Here is a 16,190-nt window from a genome sequence, read left to right on the forward strand (position 1 = left end):
ATGCGCTCGCGCGCGGCGCAGAACCGCAGTACCGCTGCCGGAGCGACAACACCGCCTCCGCCGCCCTCGCGCTCTCGGCCGGCTTCGTGGTCTTCGCGCTCTGGGACGTCGGCCTCACCAGAGCATCGGGCGAGGCGTCCCCGGACGGTCCCGCATGCGAGCGGCGCCCCTGCCGGATGGCAGGGGCGCCGCGGGATGGATGCGCCCGGAGGCGCCGTGGTCACCTCTCGACGGTCACCGAGGTGATCACGACCTCCTCGAGGGGACGGTCCCGCATGTCGGTCGCGGTCGTGGCGATGGCGTCGACGACCTTCTTCGACTCCTCGTCCGCGACCTCGCCGAACACGGTGTGCTTGCCGTGCAGGTACTGGGTGGGGGCCACGGTGATGAAGAACTGCGAGCCGTTGGTGCCGGCGGGGCGGCCGGTCAGCGCGTTCATGCGCTTGCCGGCGTTGGCCATGGCGAGCTTGTAGGGCTCGTTGAAGTTCTTCTCCGAGATCTCGTCGTCGAAGGTGTAGCCGGGGCCGCCGGTGCCGGTGCCCTGGGGGTCACCGCCCTGGATCATGAAGCCGTCGATCACGCGGTGGAAGATGACGCCGTCGTAGAAGGGGCGCGTCACCTTCTCGCCGGACTCGACGTCGGTGAACTCGCGCGTGCCCTCGGCGAGGCCCACGAAGTTCTCGACGGTCTTGGGGGCGTGGTTCGGGAACAGCTCCAGGCGGATGTCCCCATGGTTGGTGTGCAGGGTTGCGAACATGCGGTCATCCTCGCACACGCGCCGGGAGGGGACACATCCTCGGGCACATGGTCGCAGAGCCGACGGAACCGGGACGCGGGCGGCCTGCGGCAGGCGGGGAGAAGCCTGGATGTCCGTGCCCCACGTCACGATAGAGTGGGCGCCATCGAAGCGTGCCGCAGTCCGGCGTGCCGCTTCCTGGACCCGCGTCGGCAAGGCCGGCGGAATCGACCGAAAGGGGAAGCCATGGCGCTGAAGACGTCCAAGCGCGCTGCCAAGAAGGCTCAGGAGACTGCCACCGAGGTCGCCACCACCTCGGAGAAGGCCGCGGACAAGGCGATCGCGGAGCTGTCCAAGCTCGCCGCGAACGTCGGCCCCGTCGTGAGCGAGGGCGCCCGTGAGGCCCGCGACAAGGCCGGCGAGCTCGTGGATCAGTACCGCCCCCTCGTGGAGGACAGCATCCGCACGCAGAGCGAGAAGCTGTCGGCCTTCGCGGACAAGCTGGGGCCCACCGCGGACAAGCTCCGCCATGACGTGAAGGACGACTACCTTCCTCGCGCCAAGCGCACCGCCGCCACCACGAACACCGTGGTGAGCGCGGCCGTCGGGGCCGCGGTGGACGCCGCCCGCAAGGAGTTCGACAAGGGCCAGGGCGACATCCGCGCCGCGGCCCTCGCCGCACCCGCGCCCAAGAAGAAGGGCCGCGCCGGCAAGGTGCTGCTGGTCCTGGGCCTGGCCGCGGTCGGCGCCGCAGCGGGCTACGTGGCCTGGAAGAAGACCCGTCCCGTCGAGGACCCCTGGGCCCCGCCGGCGGACTTCGCCCGCGCCCACTACCCGGCCTCCGGCTCGACGGACTCCGACTCCTCCGCGGTCTCCGACTCCGTCGGCTCCGCCGAGGCCGGCGACGTCGCCGAGTCCCTCAAGGACGCGGCCGAGGGCAAGCGCGGGAACCATCGCGGCGACGCCTGACCGGCCGGGCGGCAGGCACCGCCTGATCAGCGCCGCCCACGGCCGATGACACGCAGCCCGGGATCCGAGGACCCCCTCCTCGGTCCCGGGCTGCATGGCGCCCGGGCCCGACGTGGCGCTCAGCGACGACGCAGCAGCAGGATGCCGTCCTCGAGCTCGGCGGGGGTCCCGTCGGGAGCGGTCGCCGCGCGCCGGAGGACCTCGACCCGTTCGACCTCGAAGTCCTCGGCCGGCAGGGCGAGATCCTCCAGATCCTCCTGGGGGCTGCGCATGCTCATGCCGGGAGAGCCGTCGCCGTGCGCGGTGTCGTGCTCGTGATCGTGCGCGGACGGATCGGCCGCGGCCCAGGGCGGGAGCGCGGCGTGGGAGAGCACCAGCAGGCGGCCGCCGGGAGCCAGGAGCGCGGCGGCGCGACGCAGGATCCCCCGACGCGGAAGCGCGACGCTCGCATGGAAGAACGCGGCCGTGACCAGGTCGAAGGGACCGCCGAGGGTGGCATCGGCCGCTTCGTCGGACAGGTCCGCGGACAGCAGGAGCAGCCGGGACGGGTCGACGTCCGCGGCCGCGGCGGCCTGGCGGGCGCGGGCGATCGCCGTCGGCGAGATGTCCACTCCCGTGGTCACCCAGCCGGCGCGGGCGAGCCAGATCGCATCGGCGCCCTCCCCGCAGCCGAGGTCGAGGGCGCGCGGGGCGGCGCCATCCGCCGGCGCGGCCGGGACCAGGTCCGCGAGGACCGCGGCGAGGCTCGCGTTGACCTCGCCGGACCAGACGGGCCCCGTTCCCGCGTAGTGCTCCTCCCAGTGCTGGGCGGGGTCCGCGGCGGGGACGGCGGCGTCATGGGCTGCGGAGCGGCGATCCTCCGCGGGGGCAGGGCCCTCCTGGTGCTGATGCATGGGACGAGAGTAGTCGCGCGCACACCCGCGAGCCGCATCGACGCCTCCGCCCCGGCGCGGCCGCACCCCTGCCTACACTGCAGGAGGCCCACCCCATCGAGCGCCCCGGACGAGAGGACGAGCATGATCACCCATCCCGCGCGCGGGCATCGCAGCGACGAGGCGCTCGCGTGACCGGGGCGGGACGCTACGCCCCCTCTCCCAGCGGCGACCTGCACCTGGGGAATCTGCGCACCGCCGTGCTCGCCTGGGTGCTGGCCCGCCGCAGCGGCCGCGCCTTCCATCTGCGGGTCGAGGACCTGGACCGGGTGCGAGCGGGTGCGGAGCAGCGGCAGCTCGAGGACCTCGCCGCCCTCGGCATCGACTGGGACGGGCCCGTCGTGCGGCAGTCGGAGCGGGGCGGCGCCCACGCGGCGGCGATCGCGGACCTGCAGGAGGCGGGCCTGGTCTACGAGTGCTTCTGCACGCGACGCGAGATCCTCGAGGCGCCCTCCGCGCCGCATGCCCCGCCCGGCGCCTACCCGGGGACCTGCCGGGATCTGGATCCCGGCGCGCAGGAGGCGGGCCGGGCCCGGATGGCGCAGCTGCGTCGCGCCCCGGCGCTGCGGCTGCGCGCCGGCGTCGACCGGGCGAGCGTCCACGACATGTTCGCGGGGACCGTCACGGCCGCTGTCGACGACCTCGTGCTGCGCCGCGGCGACGGGGTGGTCGCCTACAACCTCGCCGTGGTCGTCGACGATGCGGCCGCAGGCGTGGACCAGGTGGTGCGGGGCGACGACCTGCTGACCTCCGCGCCGCGTCAGGCGCATCTGGCGCGGCTGCTGGGGCTGCCCGTCCCGGAGTACGCGCATGTGCCGCTGGCCGTGAACCGCGACGGGGCGCGGCTGGCCAAGCGTGACGGCGCCGTGACGCTGCGGGATCGTCTGGAGCTCGGCGAGAGCGCCGCGCAGGTGATGGGCCGCATCGGCGATTCCCTGGGGCTGCCGGGGTGCACGAGCGCGGCCGATGTCCTCGCGCGCTGGGACCCGGCGGCTCCGCCGGACGCGCCGTGGGTGGTGGAGCTGCCGGGCTGAGCAGCCCGGGCGCCACGCTCCCGCGAGGGCCTGCCGCGGCTCGTCGACCGTTCCGCGGGGAGCGGCGCCGGGGAGCATCGGACCCCTGCCGGCCGCGGCGCCGACAGGGGTCCGGTGCGGTGCGGGCGCGGGGCGCCCCGGGGTCACTGCCCGGGATGCTCCTCGACCGTGCGATCGCGCGCGGAGGAGACGAGCGAGACGATGGTCGCCGCTCCCATCGAGACGAGGATGACGGTGAGCGAGAGCCAGATCGGCACCTCGGGGATCGCCTCGAGGTAGTGGAAGCCGGGGATCCACTCGAGCGGGGCCTCGTGGATCGCGTGGATGATGAGCTTCACGCCGATGAACCCGAGGATCGCGGCGATGCCGTAGTGCAGGTACTTGAGACGGTCCATGAGCCCGCCCAGCAGGAAGTACAGCTGCCGCAGGCCCATGAGGGCGAACAGGTTCGCGGTGAAGACGATGAACGGGTTCGTGGTGATCGCGAAGATCGCGGGGATCGAGTCGAGCGCGAACATCACGTCGGTCAGGCCGATCGTCACGAACACGAGCAGCATCGGGGTGAAGAGCTTCCGCCCTCCCACCACGGTGCGCAGCTTGTTGCCGTCGTACTCGTCGTGCACCGGGAGGACCTTGCGGACGGCGCGCATGATGAAGGAGTCGCCCTCGTCGTCGTCCTCCTCCTTGGTCTGCTTCCATGCCGTGTACAGGAGGAAGATGCCGAAGATGTAGAAGACTCCGGCGAACTGCTCGATGATCACCGAGCCGGCGAGGATGAAGATCGCCCGGGCGATGAGGGCGATGATGATGCCCACCATCAGCACTTCCTGCTGGTACTTCCGCGGCACCGCGAACTTGCCCATGATCACGATGAACACGAACAGGTTGTCGACGCTGAGGGAGTACTCGAGCAGCCAGCCGGTGAGGAAGCGGGTGGCCGTGTGCGCGCCGTCGTTCGAGACGATCGCGAGGATGACCGCGAAGATCAGGGCGAGCGACACGTAGAAGGCGATCCAGAGCGAGGCCTCCTTCATGGAGGGCTCGTGGGGGCGTTTGAGGACCAGCAGCAGGTCCAGGATGAGGATCGCCGTCAGCACGACCAGCGCGACGATCTCGAAGGTCAGACTTATCTCGCCCATGCGGCGGAACCTTTCGGGATGGGGAAGCTCGCCGCGGGACCATCGGCCGCGCGGGAGCAGACCGGTCCAGGGTATCGTTCGCTCCCTCGGAGCCGCCGGGGACCGCCCCGGGGGCGGTCCGCTCGTCGGCGCGGGCTGCCGCGACGGTCGTCCGGATCACCGCCACGGAGCCTTTACTCAACTCGATACACAAATGTATCGTGTTGGCGTGCACCCCACGAAGCATCCCGCCCCCTCCTTCCTCGCCCGGCTCCTCGCCCTGATCCCCGCAGAGTGGAAGAAGCCGATCGCCGCCCTGTTCGTCACCGGCCTCGCCGTGGTCCCCATCGTCTACTCGGGGAACATGACCTGGTCCTTCGACGACCCCAGCGGCAATCTGAACCGGATGACCGCCGCCGTCGTCAACGAGGACACCGGCGCCGACGTCACCGCCCCCGACGGGGAGGCGCGCCATCTCGACGTCGGCGCGGATTTCACCGAGACCCTCCTGGACATGGACAAGTCCACGGTCTACCGCTTCGTCGAGGTCGATCGCGCCGATGCCGAGGCCGGTCTCGCCGACGGCACCTACGGGGCGCTCGTCGAGATCCCCGAGGACTTCTCCGCGAACGTGGGCTCGCTGGGCGGCGAGGACCCGGGCGCGGCGAAGGGGGCCGTGATCACGGTGCGCACGAACGACACGGTCAACTACGTCTCCGGAAACTTCACCAAGTCCGTGGGCACCGCGATCACCGAGGCGCTGCGGGCGAGCGTCCTGGAGGAGTACCTCGACAACGTGTACGTCGGCTTCACCACCCTCCATGACGGCCTGGGCGACGCCGTCGACGGAGCCGAGCAGCTCACCGACGGCTCCGGGCAGCTGCGGGACGGCGCAGGCGACCTCGAGGACGGCTCCAGGCAGCTCACCGACGGGGCCGTGCAGCTGCACGACGGCTCCGGGACGCTCGTGGTGGGGCTCCGCCAGCTGCTGGACGGCTCCGTGACCCTGGGCGAGGGCGCGGACCAGCTGAGCGAGGGCGCACGCGGCCTCGCCGACGGGCTCGGCCTGCTCGACGCGAACAGCTCGGCCCTGCGCTCGGGCAGCTCGCAGCTCGCCGACGGCACCCGCCAGGTCGCCGACGGCGCCCTCGCCCTCCAGGAGGGCGCCGACCAGGTCGCCTCCGGCACCCAGACCCTCGACGACGCCGTCACGAGCGCCCAGCAGCGCCTCGACGAGCTCGGCGTCGACCAGGAGAGCGTCGACCAGGCCTCGCAGGACCTCACCACCGGGCTCGATGACGTGTCCCGGCGCCTCGACGACCTCGAGACCCTCCTGGGCGACCACGCCACGGCCGCCGACACGCTCGCGACCGGGGCCGAGGGCCTCGCCGGCACCGCGACCGACATCGACGACCGGGCCACCGCCATGGCCGAGGACGCGACCACCCTCGCCGACGACGCCCGCGCGCTGGAGGAGACATCGCAGCCGCTGTCCGAGCAGGCCACGGCCGTCGACACCGCGGTCACGGACGCCCAGGGCCCCGCCTCCGACGCGGCCGACTCCGCCGAGGGGCTCTCCGCGGACGTGGACGACTACACCCGCACCGTCGAGGACCTCGCCGCCCGCTGCGCCGGCTCCGGGGCCGAGGAGGCCTTCTGCGCGGACCTGGCGGCCGTGGCCGGCGACTCCTCCGGCCTGCGCGAGAGCGCCTCCGGCACCGCCGGGGACGCCCGCACCGCATCGGACGGGATCGACGAGGCCGCCCAGTCCTCGGGAGCCCTCGCCGGCTCTGCGACCGGCATCCACGACACGGCCTCCGGCATGGTCCCGACCGCCGAGTCGCTCGAGACCGGCGCGCAAGACGTCGCCGACCTGACCGGCACGATGGCCGCCCCCGTCCAGCAGCTCGCGACGGACGCCCGCACCCTCTCCGACGGCGTCGCCGCCGCGACGCAGGACGCGACCGATGCGAGCACCGCCCAGGACGGGCTCGGGACGAGGGCCGATGAGCTCATCGGCCAGGCCCGCGAGATCGCGGTCGCCCTTCCGGGCGCCTACCGGACCCTGAGCGACGGGGCCGACGGAGTGCACCAGCTGCGCGACGGCACGGCCCAGCTCGCCGACGGCACGGCGACCCTCGCCGACGGCTCGCAGCGCACCGCCGACGGCGCCTCGGACCTCGAGGACGGCATCACCACGTACACCGACGGCGTCGGCAGCGCCTCCTCGGGAGCGGACCAGCTGGCCGACGGCGCCGGCACCCTCGCCGACGGCACCGGCACCCTGACCGACGGGCTGGACCAGTCCGTCGGGGGCGCCGAGCAGATCGAGGACGGCAGCGGGCAGCTCGTCGACGGCGGCGAGCAGCTCGTCGACGGCTCCGGGCAGCTGAAGGACGGCGCCGGGAAGCTCGTGGACGGCGGCGAGGAGCTGGGCGACGGTCTCACCGACGCCCGCGACTCCGTCCCCTCCTACACCGACGGCGAGCGCACCCACCTCTCGGGCACGGCGTCCGAGGCCGTGAGCATGGACTTCGTGCGGGACAACGGGCTGAACCGCTTCGGCGAGGGCCTCGTGCCGCTGTTCCTCGCGATCAGCCTGTGGGTGGGCGGCATGGCGATCTTCCTCATGATGCCGCCGTTCTCCGAGCGCGCCGCCGCCCGCGGCGCCGGACCGCTCTCCCTGCTCGCCGGCGGGCTCGTGCCCGCCCTGCTGCTGGGCGCGGTCCAGGCGGTGATCGCGGTCGCGATCCTGCAGGCCGGCGTCGGCATCACGGCGGTGGACGTGCCGATGCTCGTGCTCCTGTCGATCCTGACCTCGCTCGTGTTCGTGGCTCTCAACCACGGATTCGGCGCCCTCTTCGGGCCGGTCGGGAAGTTCGTGGCGCTCGTCCTGATCGCCCTGCAGATCTCCGGCGCGGGGGGCACCTACCCGGTCCAGACGCTGCCGGAGTTCTTCCAGGTGATCCACCCGTACCTGCCGATGACCCATGCGGTCGACGCCTTCCGCGGCGCGATCGGCGGCGGCTGGATCGACCCGCGCGGCGACCTCACGTGGCTGGCGGGCTGGCTCGTGCTCGGCATCGGGCTGGGTCTGCTGGGCGCGGTGAAGCTGCGCCGGGAGACGCTCCGCGAGGCGGCCGCGGGCACTGCCGCCGCGTCCGGGGAGGAGCTGCCGCCCGCGGCCGAGGAAGCCGGAGCGGACGAGGAGGCCGAAGCGGACGAGAGCGAGGACGACGCCGCGGGCACGGACCCTGGCTCGGACGACGACGCGGGGGACGCCCGCGATGCCGACGAGGGCTCGGGTGCCGCCGCGCCGTCGGAGGAGCCCTCCGCGAAGGACTCCTGATCCCGGAGCGACCGTCGCCCGCGGGTGCGGAGGTCTCAGCACCCGGTGGGCTCCTCGTACCGGGCCGCCAGCCGCGCGGCCCGGTCCCGCAGGGCCGCGCGCAGGGACCCGGGGGCCACGACCCTCTGCATCCGTGTCGAGCTGCCATAGCCCAGATCGCGTGCCGCAGGTCCTCGAAGGCGAGGTCGAGCTGGACCCAGCCCCCGGTCCCGGGCTCCTCGGCGCGCACGGCCCGAGCGTGGTCCAGCAGCTCCTCGAGGCGTGACCGTCTGACGCGGATGGTCACGGCGAGGGCGCTCTCGGAGAGGAACCGCGCGCTGCGCTCGGCCCAGATGCGGTCGAGATCGACCTCCGCGGGCCGCTGCGCGGGATCGGAGAGCATCTCGGCACCGAGGGTCCGCGACAGCCGGTAGGTGCGGTCCTTTCCGGACCGCATGGCCAGCAGGTGCGTGCGGCTCCTGACGGCCACCAGGCCGATGGGATCGATGATGCGGGACCGGGGCTCCGCCTCCGGGGCGGCAGAGAGGATGCGGAGCCGGCGACCGGAGAGCACCGCGCGACGGACCTCGCCCATCACCCCCTCGACCAGGTCCTCGCCGACCTGCCGCCGGGAGAGCAGGTCCGTCTCCGGTTCGATCAGGAGCCATGCGGCCCCGTCATCGAGGCGTCCGCGGTGCCCCTCGGGCAGCGCGTCGACGACCTTGCGCATCGCCGAGCCCCGCGCGGCGCCGAGGCCGAGAGCCTCCGTCTCGCGGCTCGACCCGGCCGCCAGCAGCGCGAGGGCCTCCTCATGCGTCACCCCGGTCAGCTCGGTGCGGAAGCCCGGCAGCAGCGAGTTCCTACCAGGAATCACGACACAGGGTGTCGTGATTCCTTGCGAGCCTGGACGAGCGGGGGTCGATCACGGCGACCGACCGGTCGCCGGGCCCCCGGCATGATGGAACGGAGCAGCCATGGAACGCAGCGCAGTGAACCCCGTGACCTGGTCGCAGATGATGGGCTTCCACCAGGGAGAGGTCGTCTCCGGCGAGACCCGCACGCTCTACATCTCGGGCCAGACGGCGATGAGCCGGGACGGACGGCCCGAGCACGACGGCGACATCGCCGCTCAGCTCGCGCTGGCGGCGGACAACCTCGAGGCCGTGCTCGCCGACGCGGGCATGTCACTCGCGAACCTCGTCCGCCTCGGCGTCTACACCACGGATGTGGACGCCCTCCTCGCGCACTACGGCGTGCTCGCCGAGCGGCTCGGGGATGCCGGGGTCGCCCCGACCACGACGATGCTCGGGGTCCTCCGCCTGGCGGTCCCCGGGCAGATGATCGAGCTCGACGGCACGGCCGTCGCCTAGCACGGCGGCCGGCTCCGGCACCGCGGATCACGCCGCCGGAGCATGCGCCGGCGGCGGTCCGGGCGGGTCGCCCCTCCGGGGAGCTGTCGCCCGGGCCGCCGTGGCGGGGCCTCGGTCTCCGCCCCGTGGGCGCGGAGTCCGCTCAGGCCTGGACGGAGCCCTCGCCCAGGAGGCCGTCGAGCTTGGCGTAGCCCTCGTTCACGCCGACCTCCATGCCGCTCTCGAGCCAGCCGTTGCGGCCTTCGAAGGAGTCGACGAGGGACTGGGCGTGCAGGCGGGTCCAGCCGTCGCCGAGGTCCTCGAGGCGCAGCGTCTCGAGGGAGACGTGCTCGGGCATGCCCTCCCAGGTGAAGGTCTGGACGATGCGGTCCTCGCCGACCTCGTGGAAGCAGCCGTGGAAGGCGTACTCCCCGTTCTCGTCGGAGTGGACGAATCGCCAGGAGCCGCCGGTGCGGGCATCCCAGTAGTCCACGCGGGCGGTCAGGGAGTCGGGGCCGTTCCATCGCACGAACAGCTCCGGGTCGGTGTGGGCGCGCAGGACCTGGGCCGGGGTGGCGCGGAAGTCCCGGGTGATGCGGATGATCGGGACCTCGGGATCGGCTTCGATGACGGCGGTGGTCAGGCGATCGGTGGTGGTCATGGCTGTGCCTCCTCAGGCGTGGAGCGGTCGGTCGTGCGGGGTGGTGGTGCCGCGGGCCCGGGATCGAGCGGGGCGGCGGGGGGCTCGTGCCGCTCGTCGGCGGCGATGCCGGCGAGCACGTCCTCGAGCCGGGACATGCGTGCCTCGGCGCGGCGGCGATGCTGGTCGATCCAGCGGGTCAGCTCCCCCAGGGCCCGGGCTTCGAGGTGCACGGGGCGCCGCTGCGCCTCGCGCCCTCGGGTGACGAGCCCGGCGTCCTCGAGGACCCTCAGGTGCTTGCTCACCGCCTGGAGGGACATGGCGTAGGGGGCGGCGAGCTCGCCGACGCTCGCATCGCCGATCGTGAGCCGGGCGATGAGGTCGCGGCGGGTGGGATCCGCGAGGGCCGCGAAGGCCTTCGAGAGCTGGTCGTCGTCGTGCATCATCCTCCTTTCTCAACCGGATGGTTGATAACGAGGACGCTACTCCCGCACCGCCACATCGTCAACCCCCCGGTTGAATAAGGGACGGGGCCTATCGAGGAAGCGGTCACCCTGGCGTCCGGACCGGGCCCGCATCCGGCGCCGCGTCACGGGCAGAGCCCGGCCAGAACCCCGGGGCATGACCGGAGGGGGCTGCGGGAGCACCTCGCGCGCCTCATGCACGCGGTATGCCACCACAGCCCCCTCCGATCACGCGACCCCGGGGACGGGAACCCGTCGAAGCCGTCCGGACGCCTCAGACCCGCCGCAGGCGCAGCATGCTCCAGGAGATCGCCGGCAGCGCCGCCGTGAGCCGGCCGTCCCCGAGCGCCGCCGAGGACAGGGGCCGGGGCGCGACGGTCTCGGGCGCATCGGCCGTGTTCTGCGCATAGGGGTCCTCATGGTGGACCGTGACCGCCTCGACCAGCTCGAGGTCGCCGAAGGCGGAGAGGTCCACCGCCAGGTCCAGCTCGCCCTCGGTGGCCCGCGAGACGGCGAAGAGCGTCAGCTCGCCGCTCTCCTGGTCCCAGGTCGCGACGGAGTCCGCGATCGCCGACTCGCCGAAGCGGGCGTTCTCGTAGGTGGGGGCGTCGATCGCCAGGCGCAGCACCTCGCCCGTCGCATGACGAGCGGTCAGCGCGAAGGGATGGAAGGTGGTCTGCTTCCAGGCGCGACCGCCGGGCTCGGTCATGATGGGCGCGATGACGTTCACGAGCTGCGCGAGCGAGGCGGAGGCGACGCGGTCGGAGTGGCGCAGCAGCGAGATCAGCAGATTGCCGACGACGACCGCATCGATCGCGGTGTAGTGGTCCTCGAGCAGGACCGGCGCCACGGGCCAGTCCTCGCCGCTCGGCGGGCGGGACTCGGCGCGGGACTGGTACCAGACGTTCCACTCGTCGAAGCTGACGTGGATCCGCTTCTCGCGCTTGAGCTTGGCGCGGACGTGATCGGCCGTGGCCACCACGGACTCGATGAAGTAGTCCATGTCCTGCGCGGAGGCGAGGAAGGAGCCCTGATCGCCGTCGTGCTCGGCGTAGTAGGCGTGGGCGGAGATCATGTCGACGTGGTCGTAGGCCTCGGTGAGGACCGTGTTCTCCCAGGCGCCGAAGGTCTCCATCGAGGAGCTCGAGGAGCCGCAGGCGATGAGCTCGAGCTCCGGGTCCTCCTGACGCATGGCGCGGGCGGCCTCGGTGGCGATGCGGGCGTACTCCTCGGCCGTCTTGTGGCCGGTCTGCCAGGGGCCGTCCATCTCGTTGCCCAGGCACCACATGCGGATCCCGTAGCCCTCGGGGTGGCCGTTCGCGGCGCGCTCCTCGGACAGGGCGATGCCGCGGGGGGCGTTGGCGTACTGCAGGACGTCGAGGGCCTCCTCGACGCCGCGGGTGCCCAGGTTCACGGCGTACATCGGCTCGACGCCGACCTTCTCGATCCAGCCCATGAACTCGTCGAGGCCGAAGGTGTTCGGCTCGGTCGAGTGCCAGGCGAGGTCATGGCGGGCCGGGCGCTGCTCGACCGGGCCGATGCCGTCCTCCCACTTGTAGCCGGAGACGAAGTTGCCGCCCGGGTACCGCACGGAGGTCACGCCCAGTTCGCGGGTGAGCTCGATGACGTCGCCGCGCAGGCCGGCCTCGTCAGCGGTGGCATGGCCGGGCTCGTAGATGCCGGTGTAGACGCAGCGTCCCAGGTGCTCGACGAAGGAGCCGAAGGTGCGCCGGCGCACGGGGGCGATGCGGAAGGCGGGGTCCAGGGTGATGGTGACGGTCGGAGACATCGGTGTCGGCGTCCTTTGCTGCGGGGTGATGCGACAGGGGCGGGGTGGGGCGGTGGAGGGGATCACCGGGAACAGCTCTCTCCGACCGCCCATACAACGTTGTAGAAGAATGTCATGCCCATCCAGGGGCGTCAACACGCCCTCCCGCCGCCCTCGCTCCCGATGTGAGGGCGCACGCCTCCCCGCCGCCCCGGGCCCCGCCGGGTGCGACAATCGGCGGCATGAGCCCGACCGCACGCACCGGCCCCGTCCGTCCCCCGACCCTGCGGGACGTCGCGCAGATCGCCGAGGTGTCGATCAAGACGGTCTCCAACGTCGTCCACGACTATCCGCACGTCAGCGCCGCCACCCGGGAGCGCGTGCGGGCCGCCATCAAGCAGGTCGGGTACCGCCCCCAGGTCGCCGCCCAGCAGCTGCGCACCGGCGAGAGCGGCCTGGTCACCCTCGCCCTGCCCTCCCTCACCTACTCCTACTTCTCCCACCTCGCCCAGGTGTTCATCGAAGAGGCGCAGCATCGCGGCCAGACGGTGCTGCTGCACTCGACGACGAAGGGTGCCGAGGAGGAGCAGAGCGTCCTCGAGGGCTTCAAGCGGGTCCTCGGCGACGGCGTGGTGTTCAACCCGCTCCAGCTCGAGGAGGCGCAGATCGCCCAGCTCGAACGGACCAGCCAGCCCACCGTGTTCATCGGCGAGCACCTGCCGGACGTCCTTCCCGCCGGCTGCGACTACGTGAAGATCGACAACGTCGCCGCGACCCACGACGCGACTGCGCACCTGCTGGACGGCGGCCGTCGCGCCGTCGCGTTCATCGGCCAGATCACGACCGCGCACGGCACCCAGCCCCACAGCTCCGGATCCCTGCGTCTCGAGGGCTACCTGCGTGCGCTCGAGGAGCACGGCATCGGCCGCGAGCAGGCGATCATCCAGGAGGTCTCCGACTGGCACCGCGCCGACGGCCTCGAGGGCGTCCGGGCGCTGCTCGGAAGGGACGTCCCGGTCGACGCCCTGGTCTGCGCGAACGACGAGCTCGCGATCGGCGCCCTCGCCGGCCTGCGCCGTGCCGGGCTGCGCGTGCCCGAGGACGTGGCCGTGATCGGCTACGACGACACCCCCGACGCCCTGTTCACCGCGCCGCCGCTCAGCTCCATCTCCCCGGACAAGCAGGTGCTCGCCCGCACGGCCCTGGACCTGCTGACCGAGCGGGTGCGCGGGTACGACGGCCCACCCCGCATCATCGAGAACCCCTACACCCTCGAGGCCCGCGAGTCCACGGCGCCCGCCGCCCCGTCCCTCCAGGAGATCGCCTGATGACCACCACGATCCCGACCCCCTACGAGGACCTGCTCCGGGAGGTCCTGTCGACCGGATCCCCCAAGGGCGACCGCACCGGCACCGGCACGCGCGCCGTGTTCGGACGCCAGCTGCGCTACGACCTCTCCGCCGGCTTCCCGCTGGTGACCACGAAGAGGGTGCACACCCGCTCGCTGATCCTCGAGCTGCTGTGGTTCCTGCGCGGGGACACCAACGTGCGCTGGCTGCAGGAGCGCGGCGTGAGCATCTGGGACGAATGGGCCGATGAGAACGGGGACCTGGGCCCCGTCTACGGCGCCCAGTGGCGCTCCTGGCCCGCACCGGACGGCAGGGTCATCGACCAGATCACCGACGTGGTCGAGCAGATCCGCACGAACCCCGACTCGCGCCGGCTGATCGTCTCCGCCTGGAACCCCGCGGACATCCCGGCGATGGCTCTCGCGCCCTGCCATGCCCTGTTCCAGTTCGCCGTGATCGACGGGAAGCTGTCCTGCCAGCTGTACCAGCGCAGCGCGGACCTGTTCCTGGGCGTCCCCTTCAACATCGCCAGCTACGCCCTGCTCACGCACATGATCGCGCAGCAGACGGACCTCGAGGTCGGCGAGTTCATCTGGACCGGCGGGGACTGCCACATCTACGACAACCACGTCGAGCAGGTGCAGCGACAGCTCTCGCGCGCCCCCTTCCCCTACCCCACGCTGCACCTGAGGCGGCGACCCGCCTCGATCCTCGACTACGAGCTCGAGGACATCGAGATCCGCGACTACCAGCACCACCGGGGCATCCTCGCGCCCGTGGCCGTGTGATGGCGACGGACCAGGGCATGACGGTGCAGGACGGGGCCGCGGGGTCCGGCGGGGGCATCGGCCTGATCTGGGCGCAGGCCCGCGGCGGCGTGATCGGCGCGGACGGCACCATGCCCTGGCGCCTGCCCGAGGACCTCGCGCACTTCCGCCGCACCACGACCGGCTCCCCCGTCGTGATGGGCCGCCGCACCTGGGAGTCCTTCCCGCCACGGTTCCGACCGCTCCCGGGGCGCAGCAACATCGTGATCACCCGCGATGATGCGCTCGAGCTGCCGGGCGCGATCCGGGCGCGCTCCCTGCCGCAGGCCCTCGAGCTCGCGGCCGCCGAGGCCGGGACGGGACGCGTGTGGGTGATCGGCGGCGGCTCGATCTACGCCGCGGCCATCGAGCGCGCGGATCTCCTGGTCGTCACCGAGATCGACCTCGAGGTCGAGGGCGACACGCTCGCCCCGCGGGTCCCCGCGGACTTCGTGCCCGCGCATCTCGATCCCTCGGAGGGCTGGCACGAGAGCAGCACGGGGCTGCGCTACCGGATCCGCCGGTACGAGCGAGCGCGCGAGGACCGCTGACCGGGCGGCCGGGCGCAGTCCGGGGCGTCGCTCGCAGGGGTGGGAGAATCGACCCATGCCCTCTGATCCGCCTGCTCGACGCCGCCCTCCCCGGCTGCGCGACGTCGCCGAGCTCGCCGGCGTCTCGGTCAAGAGCGTCTCGAACGTCGTCAACGACTTCCCCCACATCAGCGCCCCGATGCGCGCGAAGGTCGAGGCGGCGATCGAGGAGCTGGGGTACCGCCCGCAGATCGCCGGCAAGCAGCTGCGCGCGGGCACCAGCGGGATCATCACCCTCGCCGTCCCCTCGCTGACCTTCAGCTACTTCTCCGACGTCGCGCAGCGCTTCATCGACGAGGCCCGCACCCGGCACCGCACGATCCTGCTGCACAGCACCTCGGCGGGGCTCGAGCAGGAGCTCGAGCTGATCGCCGGGCATCGGGTCGGCCTGGGCGACGGCGTCATCTACAACCCCTTGCTCATGCCGCTCGAGCGCCTGCGAGCGATCGCGAACCTCCCGCAGCCGATGGTGCTGATCGGCGAACACGTGGACCCGGACGCCCTGCCGCACGGGGTGGACTACGTGCGGATCGACAACCGCGCGGCGATGGCGGAGGCGACCGCGCATCTGCTCGCCGCGGATCCGCGGCGGATCGCCTTCCTCGGCCAGCTCCCGGCGGGCGACCTGGTGCCGGAGTTCTCGACCGCGGCGCTGCGCACGGCAGGGTTCCGGGACGCCGTGGCCGCGGCGGGGCGGCGCGCCCCGGACGTCACCTGGGCATCGGTCGCCAACTGGCATCGCTCCGACGGGCGCGCGGCCACCCACGCGCTGCTCGAGGCCCACCCGGAGGTCGACGCGATCGTCGCGGCGAACGATGAGCTCGCCCTCGGTGCGCTCACGGGGCTGCGCGACCGCGGTCTGCGGGTTCCCGAGGACGTGGCGGTCGTCGGCTTCGACGACATCCCGGAGACGCCGTACGCCTCCCCCGCGCTGTCCACCATCAGCCAGGACAAGACGCAGCTCGCCCGGCGGGCGCTCGACCTGCTGCTCGAGCGGATCGACGGCCATGACGGCCCCGGAAGGACGGTGACCGTCGCGCACCGACTGGTCGTGCGAGAGAGCTCGCGCCGAGCCTGATTCTCGCCGCGAACCCCACGACGTCCCTG

At 72.6% G+C, this 16,190-nt stretch carries 14 protein-coding genes and 1 pseudogene; 8 read left to right on the plus strand and 7 right to left on the minus strand.

Annotated features, from left to right (window positions below; all coding sequences use genetic code 11):
• Positions 1-220: 220 nt before the first annotated feature.
• On the minus strand, positions 221-757 hold the full coding sequence (locus ACFFF6_RS01105) for a peptidylprolyl isomerase (RefSeq protein ID WP_376977409.1): 537 nt from the start codon (positions 755-757) through the stop codon (positions 221-223).
• 225 nt (positions 758-982) lie between these two features.
• On the opposite strand from ACFFF6_RS01105, the gene ACFFF6_RS01110 reads away from it, so the two are divergent.
• Positions 983-1,705, plus strand: a complete 723-nt coding sequence (locus ACFFF6_RS01110) for a hypothetical protein (RefSeq protein WP_376977411.1) — start codon at positions 983-985, stop codon at positions 1,703-1,705.
• A 119-nt stretch (positions 1,706-1,824) separates the two neighbouring features.
• Here ACFFF6_RS01110 and ACFFF6_RS01115 read toward each other — a convergent pair whose 3' ends face one another.
• Positions 1,825-2,598 carry a class I SAM-dependent methyltransferase gene (locus ACFFF6_RS01115; RefSeq protein ID WP_376977413.1) on the minus strand — a complete coding sequence of 258 codons (774 nt, stop codon included), beginning with the start codon at positions 2,596-2,598 and terminating at the stop codon, positions 1,825-1,827.
• Positions 2,599-2,768: 170 nt separating this feature from the next.
• On the opposite strand from ACFFF6_RS01115, the gene gluQRS reads away from it, so the two are divergent.
• Positions 2,769-3,671: a tRNA glutamyl-Q(34) synthetase GluQRS gene (gene gluQRS / locus ACFFF6_RS01120; protein ID WP_376977415.1), complete on the plus strand. Its 903-nt coding sequence runs from the start codon at positions 2,769-2,771 to the stop codon at positions 3,669-3,671.
• Positions 3,672-3,814: 143 nt separating this feature from the next.
• Here the strand turns inward: gluQRS and ACFFF6_RS01125 are convergent, their stop codons facing one another.
• Positions 3,815-4,810, minus strand: coding sequence for a TerC/Alx family metal homeostasis membrane protein (locus ACFFF6_RS01125; RefSeq protein ID WP_376977417.1), 996 nt, complete (start codon positions 4,808-4,810; stop codon positions 3,815-3,817).
• A 208-nt stretch (positions 4,811-5,018) separates the two neighbouring features.
• Here ACFFF6_RS01125 and ACFFF6_RS01130 point away from each other — a divergent pair, with 208 nt between their 5' ends.
• Positions 5,019-8,138, plus strand: coding sequence for a YhgE/Pip family protein (locus ACFFF6_RS01130; protein ID WP_376977419.1), 3,120 nt, complete (start codon positions 5,019-5,021; stop codon positions 8,136-8,138).
• Between the two features lie 445 nt (positions 8,139-8,583).
• Here the strand turns inward: ACFFF6_RS01130 and ACFFF6_RS19990 are convergent.
• A pseudogene (locus ACFFF6_RS19990) lies at positions 8,584-8,847 on the minus strand (WYL domain-containing protein); the annotation flags it as partial.
• A 244-nt stretch (positions 8,848-9,091) separates the two neighbouring features.
• Here ACFFF6_RS19990 and ACFFF6_RS01140 point away from each other — a divergent pair.
• Positions 9,092-9,487, plus strand: coding sequence for a RidA family protein (locus ACFFF6_RS01140; RefSeq protein WP_376977421.1), 396 nt, complete (start codon positions 9,092-9,094; stop codon positions 9,485-9,487).
• 142 nt (positions 9,488-9,629) lie between these two features.
• Here the strand turns inward: ACFFF6_RS01140 and ACFFF6_RS01145 are convergent, their stop codons facing one another.
• The 3 genes from ACFFF6_RS01145 to arfA form a co-directional block, all read right to left on the minus strand.
• Positions 9,630-10,127 (minus strand): SRPBCC family protein, encoded by a 498-nt coding sequence (locus ACFFF6_RS01145; RefSeq protein WP_376977423.1) that lies wholly within the window; start codon positions 10,125-10,127, stop codon positions 9,630-9,632.
• Positions 10,124-10,552: an ArsR/SmtB family transcription factor gene (locus ACFFF6_RS01150; RefSeq protein WP_446680625.1), complete on the minus strand. Its 429-nt coding sequence runs from the start codon at positions 10,550-10,552 to the stop codon at positions 10,124-10,126. The genes ACFFF6_RS01145 and ACFFF6_RS01150 overlap by 4 nt, the downstream gene beginning before the upstream one ends.
• A 292-nt stretch (positions 10,553-10,844) precedes the next feature.
• Positions 10,845-12,359 (minus strand): arabinosylfuranosidase ArfA, encoded by a 1,515-nt coding sequence (gene arfA, locus ACFFF6_RS01155; RefSeq protein ID WP_376977425.1) that lies wholly within the window; start codon positions 12,357-12,359, stop codon positions 10,845-10,847.
• Between the two features lie 221 nt (positions 12,360-12,580).
• Here arfA and ACFFF6_RS01160 point away from each other — a divergent pair, with 221 nt between their 5' ends.
• From ACFFF6_RS01160 to ACFFF6_RS01175, 4 genes are read left to right on the plus strand one after another with little or no spacing between them, the layout of a single operon-like run.
• Positions 12,581-13,666, plus strand: a complete 1,086-nt coding sequence (locus ACFFF6_RS01160) for a LacI family DNA-binding transcriptional regulator (RefSeq protein ID WP_376977427.1) — start codon at positions 12,581-12,583, stop codon at positions 13,664-13,666.
• Positions 13,666-14,475: a thymidylate synthase gene (locus tag ACFFF6_RS01165; protein WP_376977429.1), complete on the plus strand. Its 810-nt coding sequence runs from the start codon at positions 13,666-13,668 to the stop codon at positions 14,473-14,475. The genes ACFFF6_RS01160 and ACFFF6_RS01165 overlap by 1 nt, the downstream gene beginning before the upstream one ends.
• A gap of 17 nt (positions 14,476-14,492) precedes the next feature.
• Positions 14,493-15,044 carry a dihydrofolate reductase gene (locus tag ACFFF6_RS01170; protein WP_376977431.1) on the plus strand — a complete coding sequence of 184 codons (552 nt, stop codon included), beginning with the start codon at positions 14,493-14,495 and terminating at the stop codon, positions 15,042-15,044.
• 55 nt (positions 15,045-15,099) lie between these two features.
• A complete protein-coding gene (locus ACFFF6_RS01175; protein WP_376977433.1) occupies positions 15,100-16,161 on the plus strand; it encodes a LacI family DNA-binding transcriptional regulator in 1,062 nt (353 codons plus the stop codon).
• Positions 16,162-16,190 lie beyond the last annotated feature (29 nt).

This window comes from Brachybacterium hainanense (assembly GCF_042434575.1).
GTDB classification, from domain to species: Bacteria; Actinomycetota; Actinomycetes; order Actinomycetales; family Dermabacteraceae; genus Brachybacterium; species Brachybacterium hainanense.

Coding starts and splice junctions, on each gene's coding strand:
- ACFFF6_RS01105 (WP_376977409.1), bottom strand. CDS start 757: ATGTTCGCAACCCTGCACACCAACCATGGGGACATCCGCCTGGAGCTG.
- ACFFF6_RS01110 (WP_376977411.1), top strand. CDS start 983: ATGGCGCTGAAGACGTCCAAGCGCGCTGCCAAGAAGGCTCAGGAGACT.
- ACFFF6_RS01115 (WP_376977413.1), bottom strand. CDS start 2,598: ATGCATCAGCACCAGGAGGGCCCTGCCCCCGCGGAGGATCGCCGCTCC.
- ACFFF6_RS01125 (WP_376977417.1), bottom strand. CDS start 4,810: ATGGGCGAGATAAGTCTGACCTTCGAGATCGTCGCGCTGGTCGTGCTG.
- ACFFF6_RS01140 (WP_376977421.1), top strand. CDS start 9,092: ATGGAACGCAGCGCAGTGAACCCCGTGACCTGGTCGCAGATGATGGGC.
- ACFFF6_RS01145 (WP_376977423.1), bottom strand. CDS start 10,127: ATGACCACCACCGATCGCCTGACCACCGCCGTCATCGAAGCCGATCCC.
- ACFFF6_RS01150 (WP_446680625.1), bottom strand. CDS start 10,552: ATGATGCACGACGACGACCAGCTCTCGAAGGCCTTCGCGGCCCTCGCG.
- arfA (WP_376977425.1), bottom strand. CDS start 12,359: ATGTCTCCGACCGTCACCATCACCCTGGACCCCGCCTTCCGCATCGCC.
- ACFFF6_RS01160 (WP_376977427.1), top strand. CDS start 12,581: ATGAGCCCGACCGCACGCACCGGCCCCGTCCGTCCCCCGACCCTGCGG.
- ACFFF6_RS01165 (WP_376977429.1), top strand. CDS start 13,666: ATGACCACCACGATCCCGACCCCCTACGAGGACCTGCTCCGGGAGGTC.
- ACFFF6_RS01170 (WP_376977431.1), top strand. CDS start 14,493: ATGACGGTGCAGGACGGGGCCGCGGGGTCCGGCGGGGGCATCGGCCTG.
- ACFFF6_RS01175 (WP_376977433.1), top strand. CDS start 15,100: ATGCCCTCTGATCCGCCTGCTCGACGCCGCCCTCCCCGGCTGCGCGAC.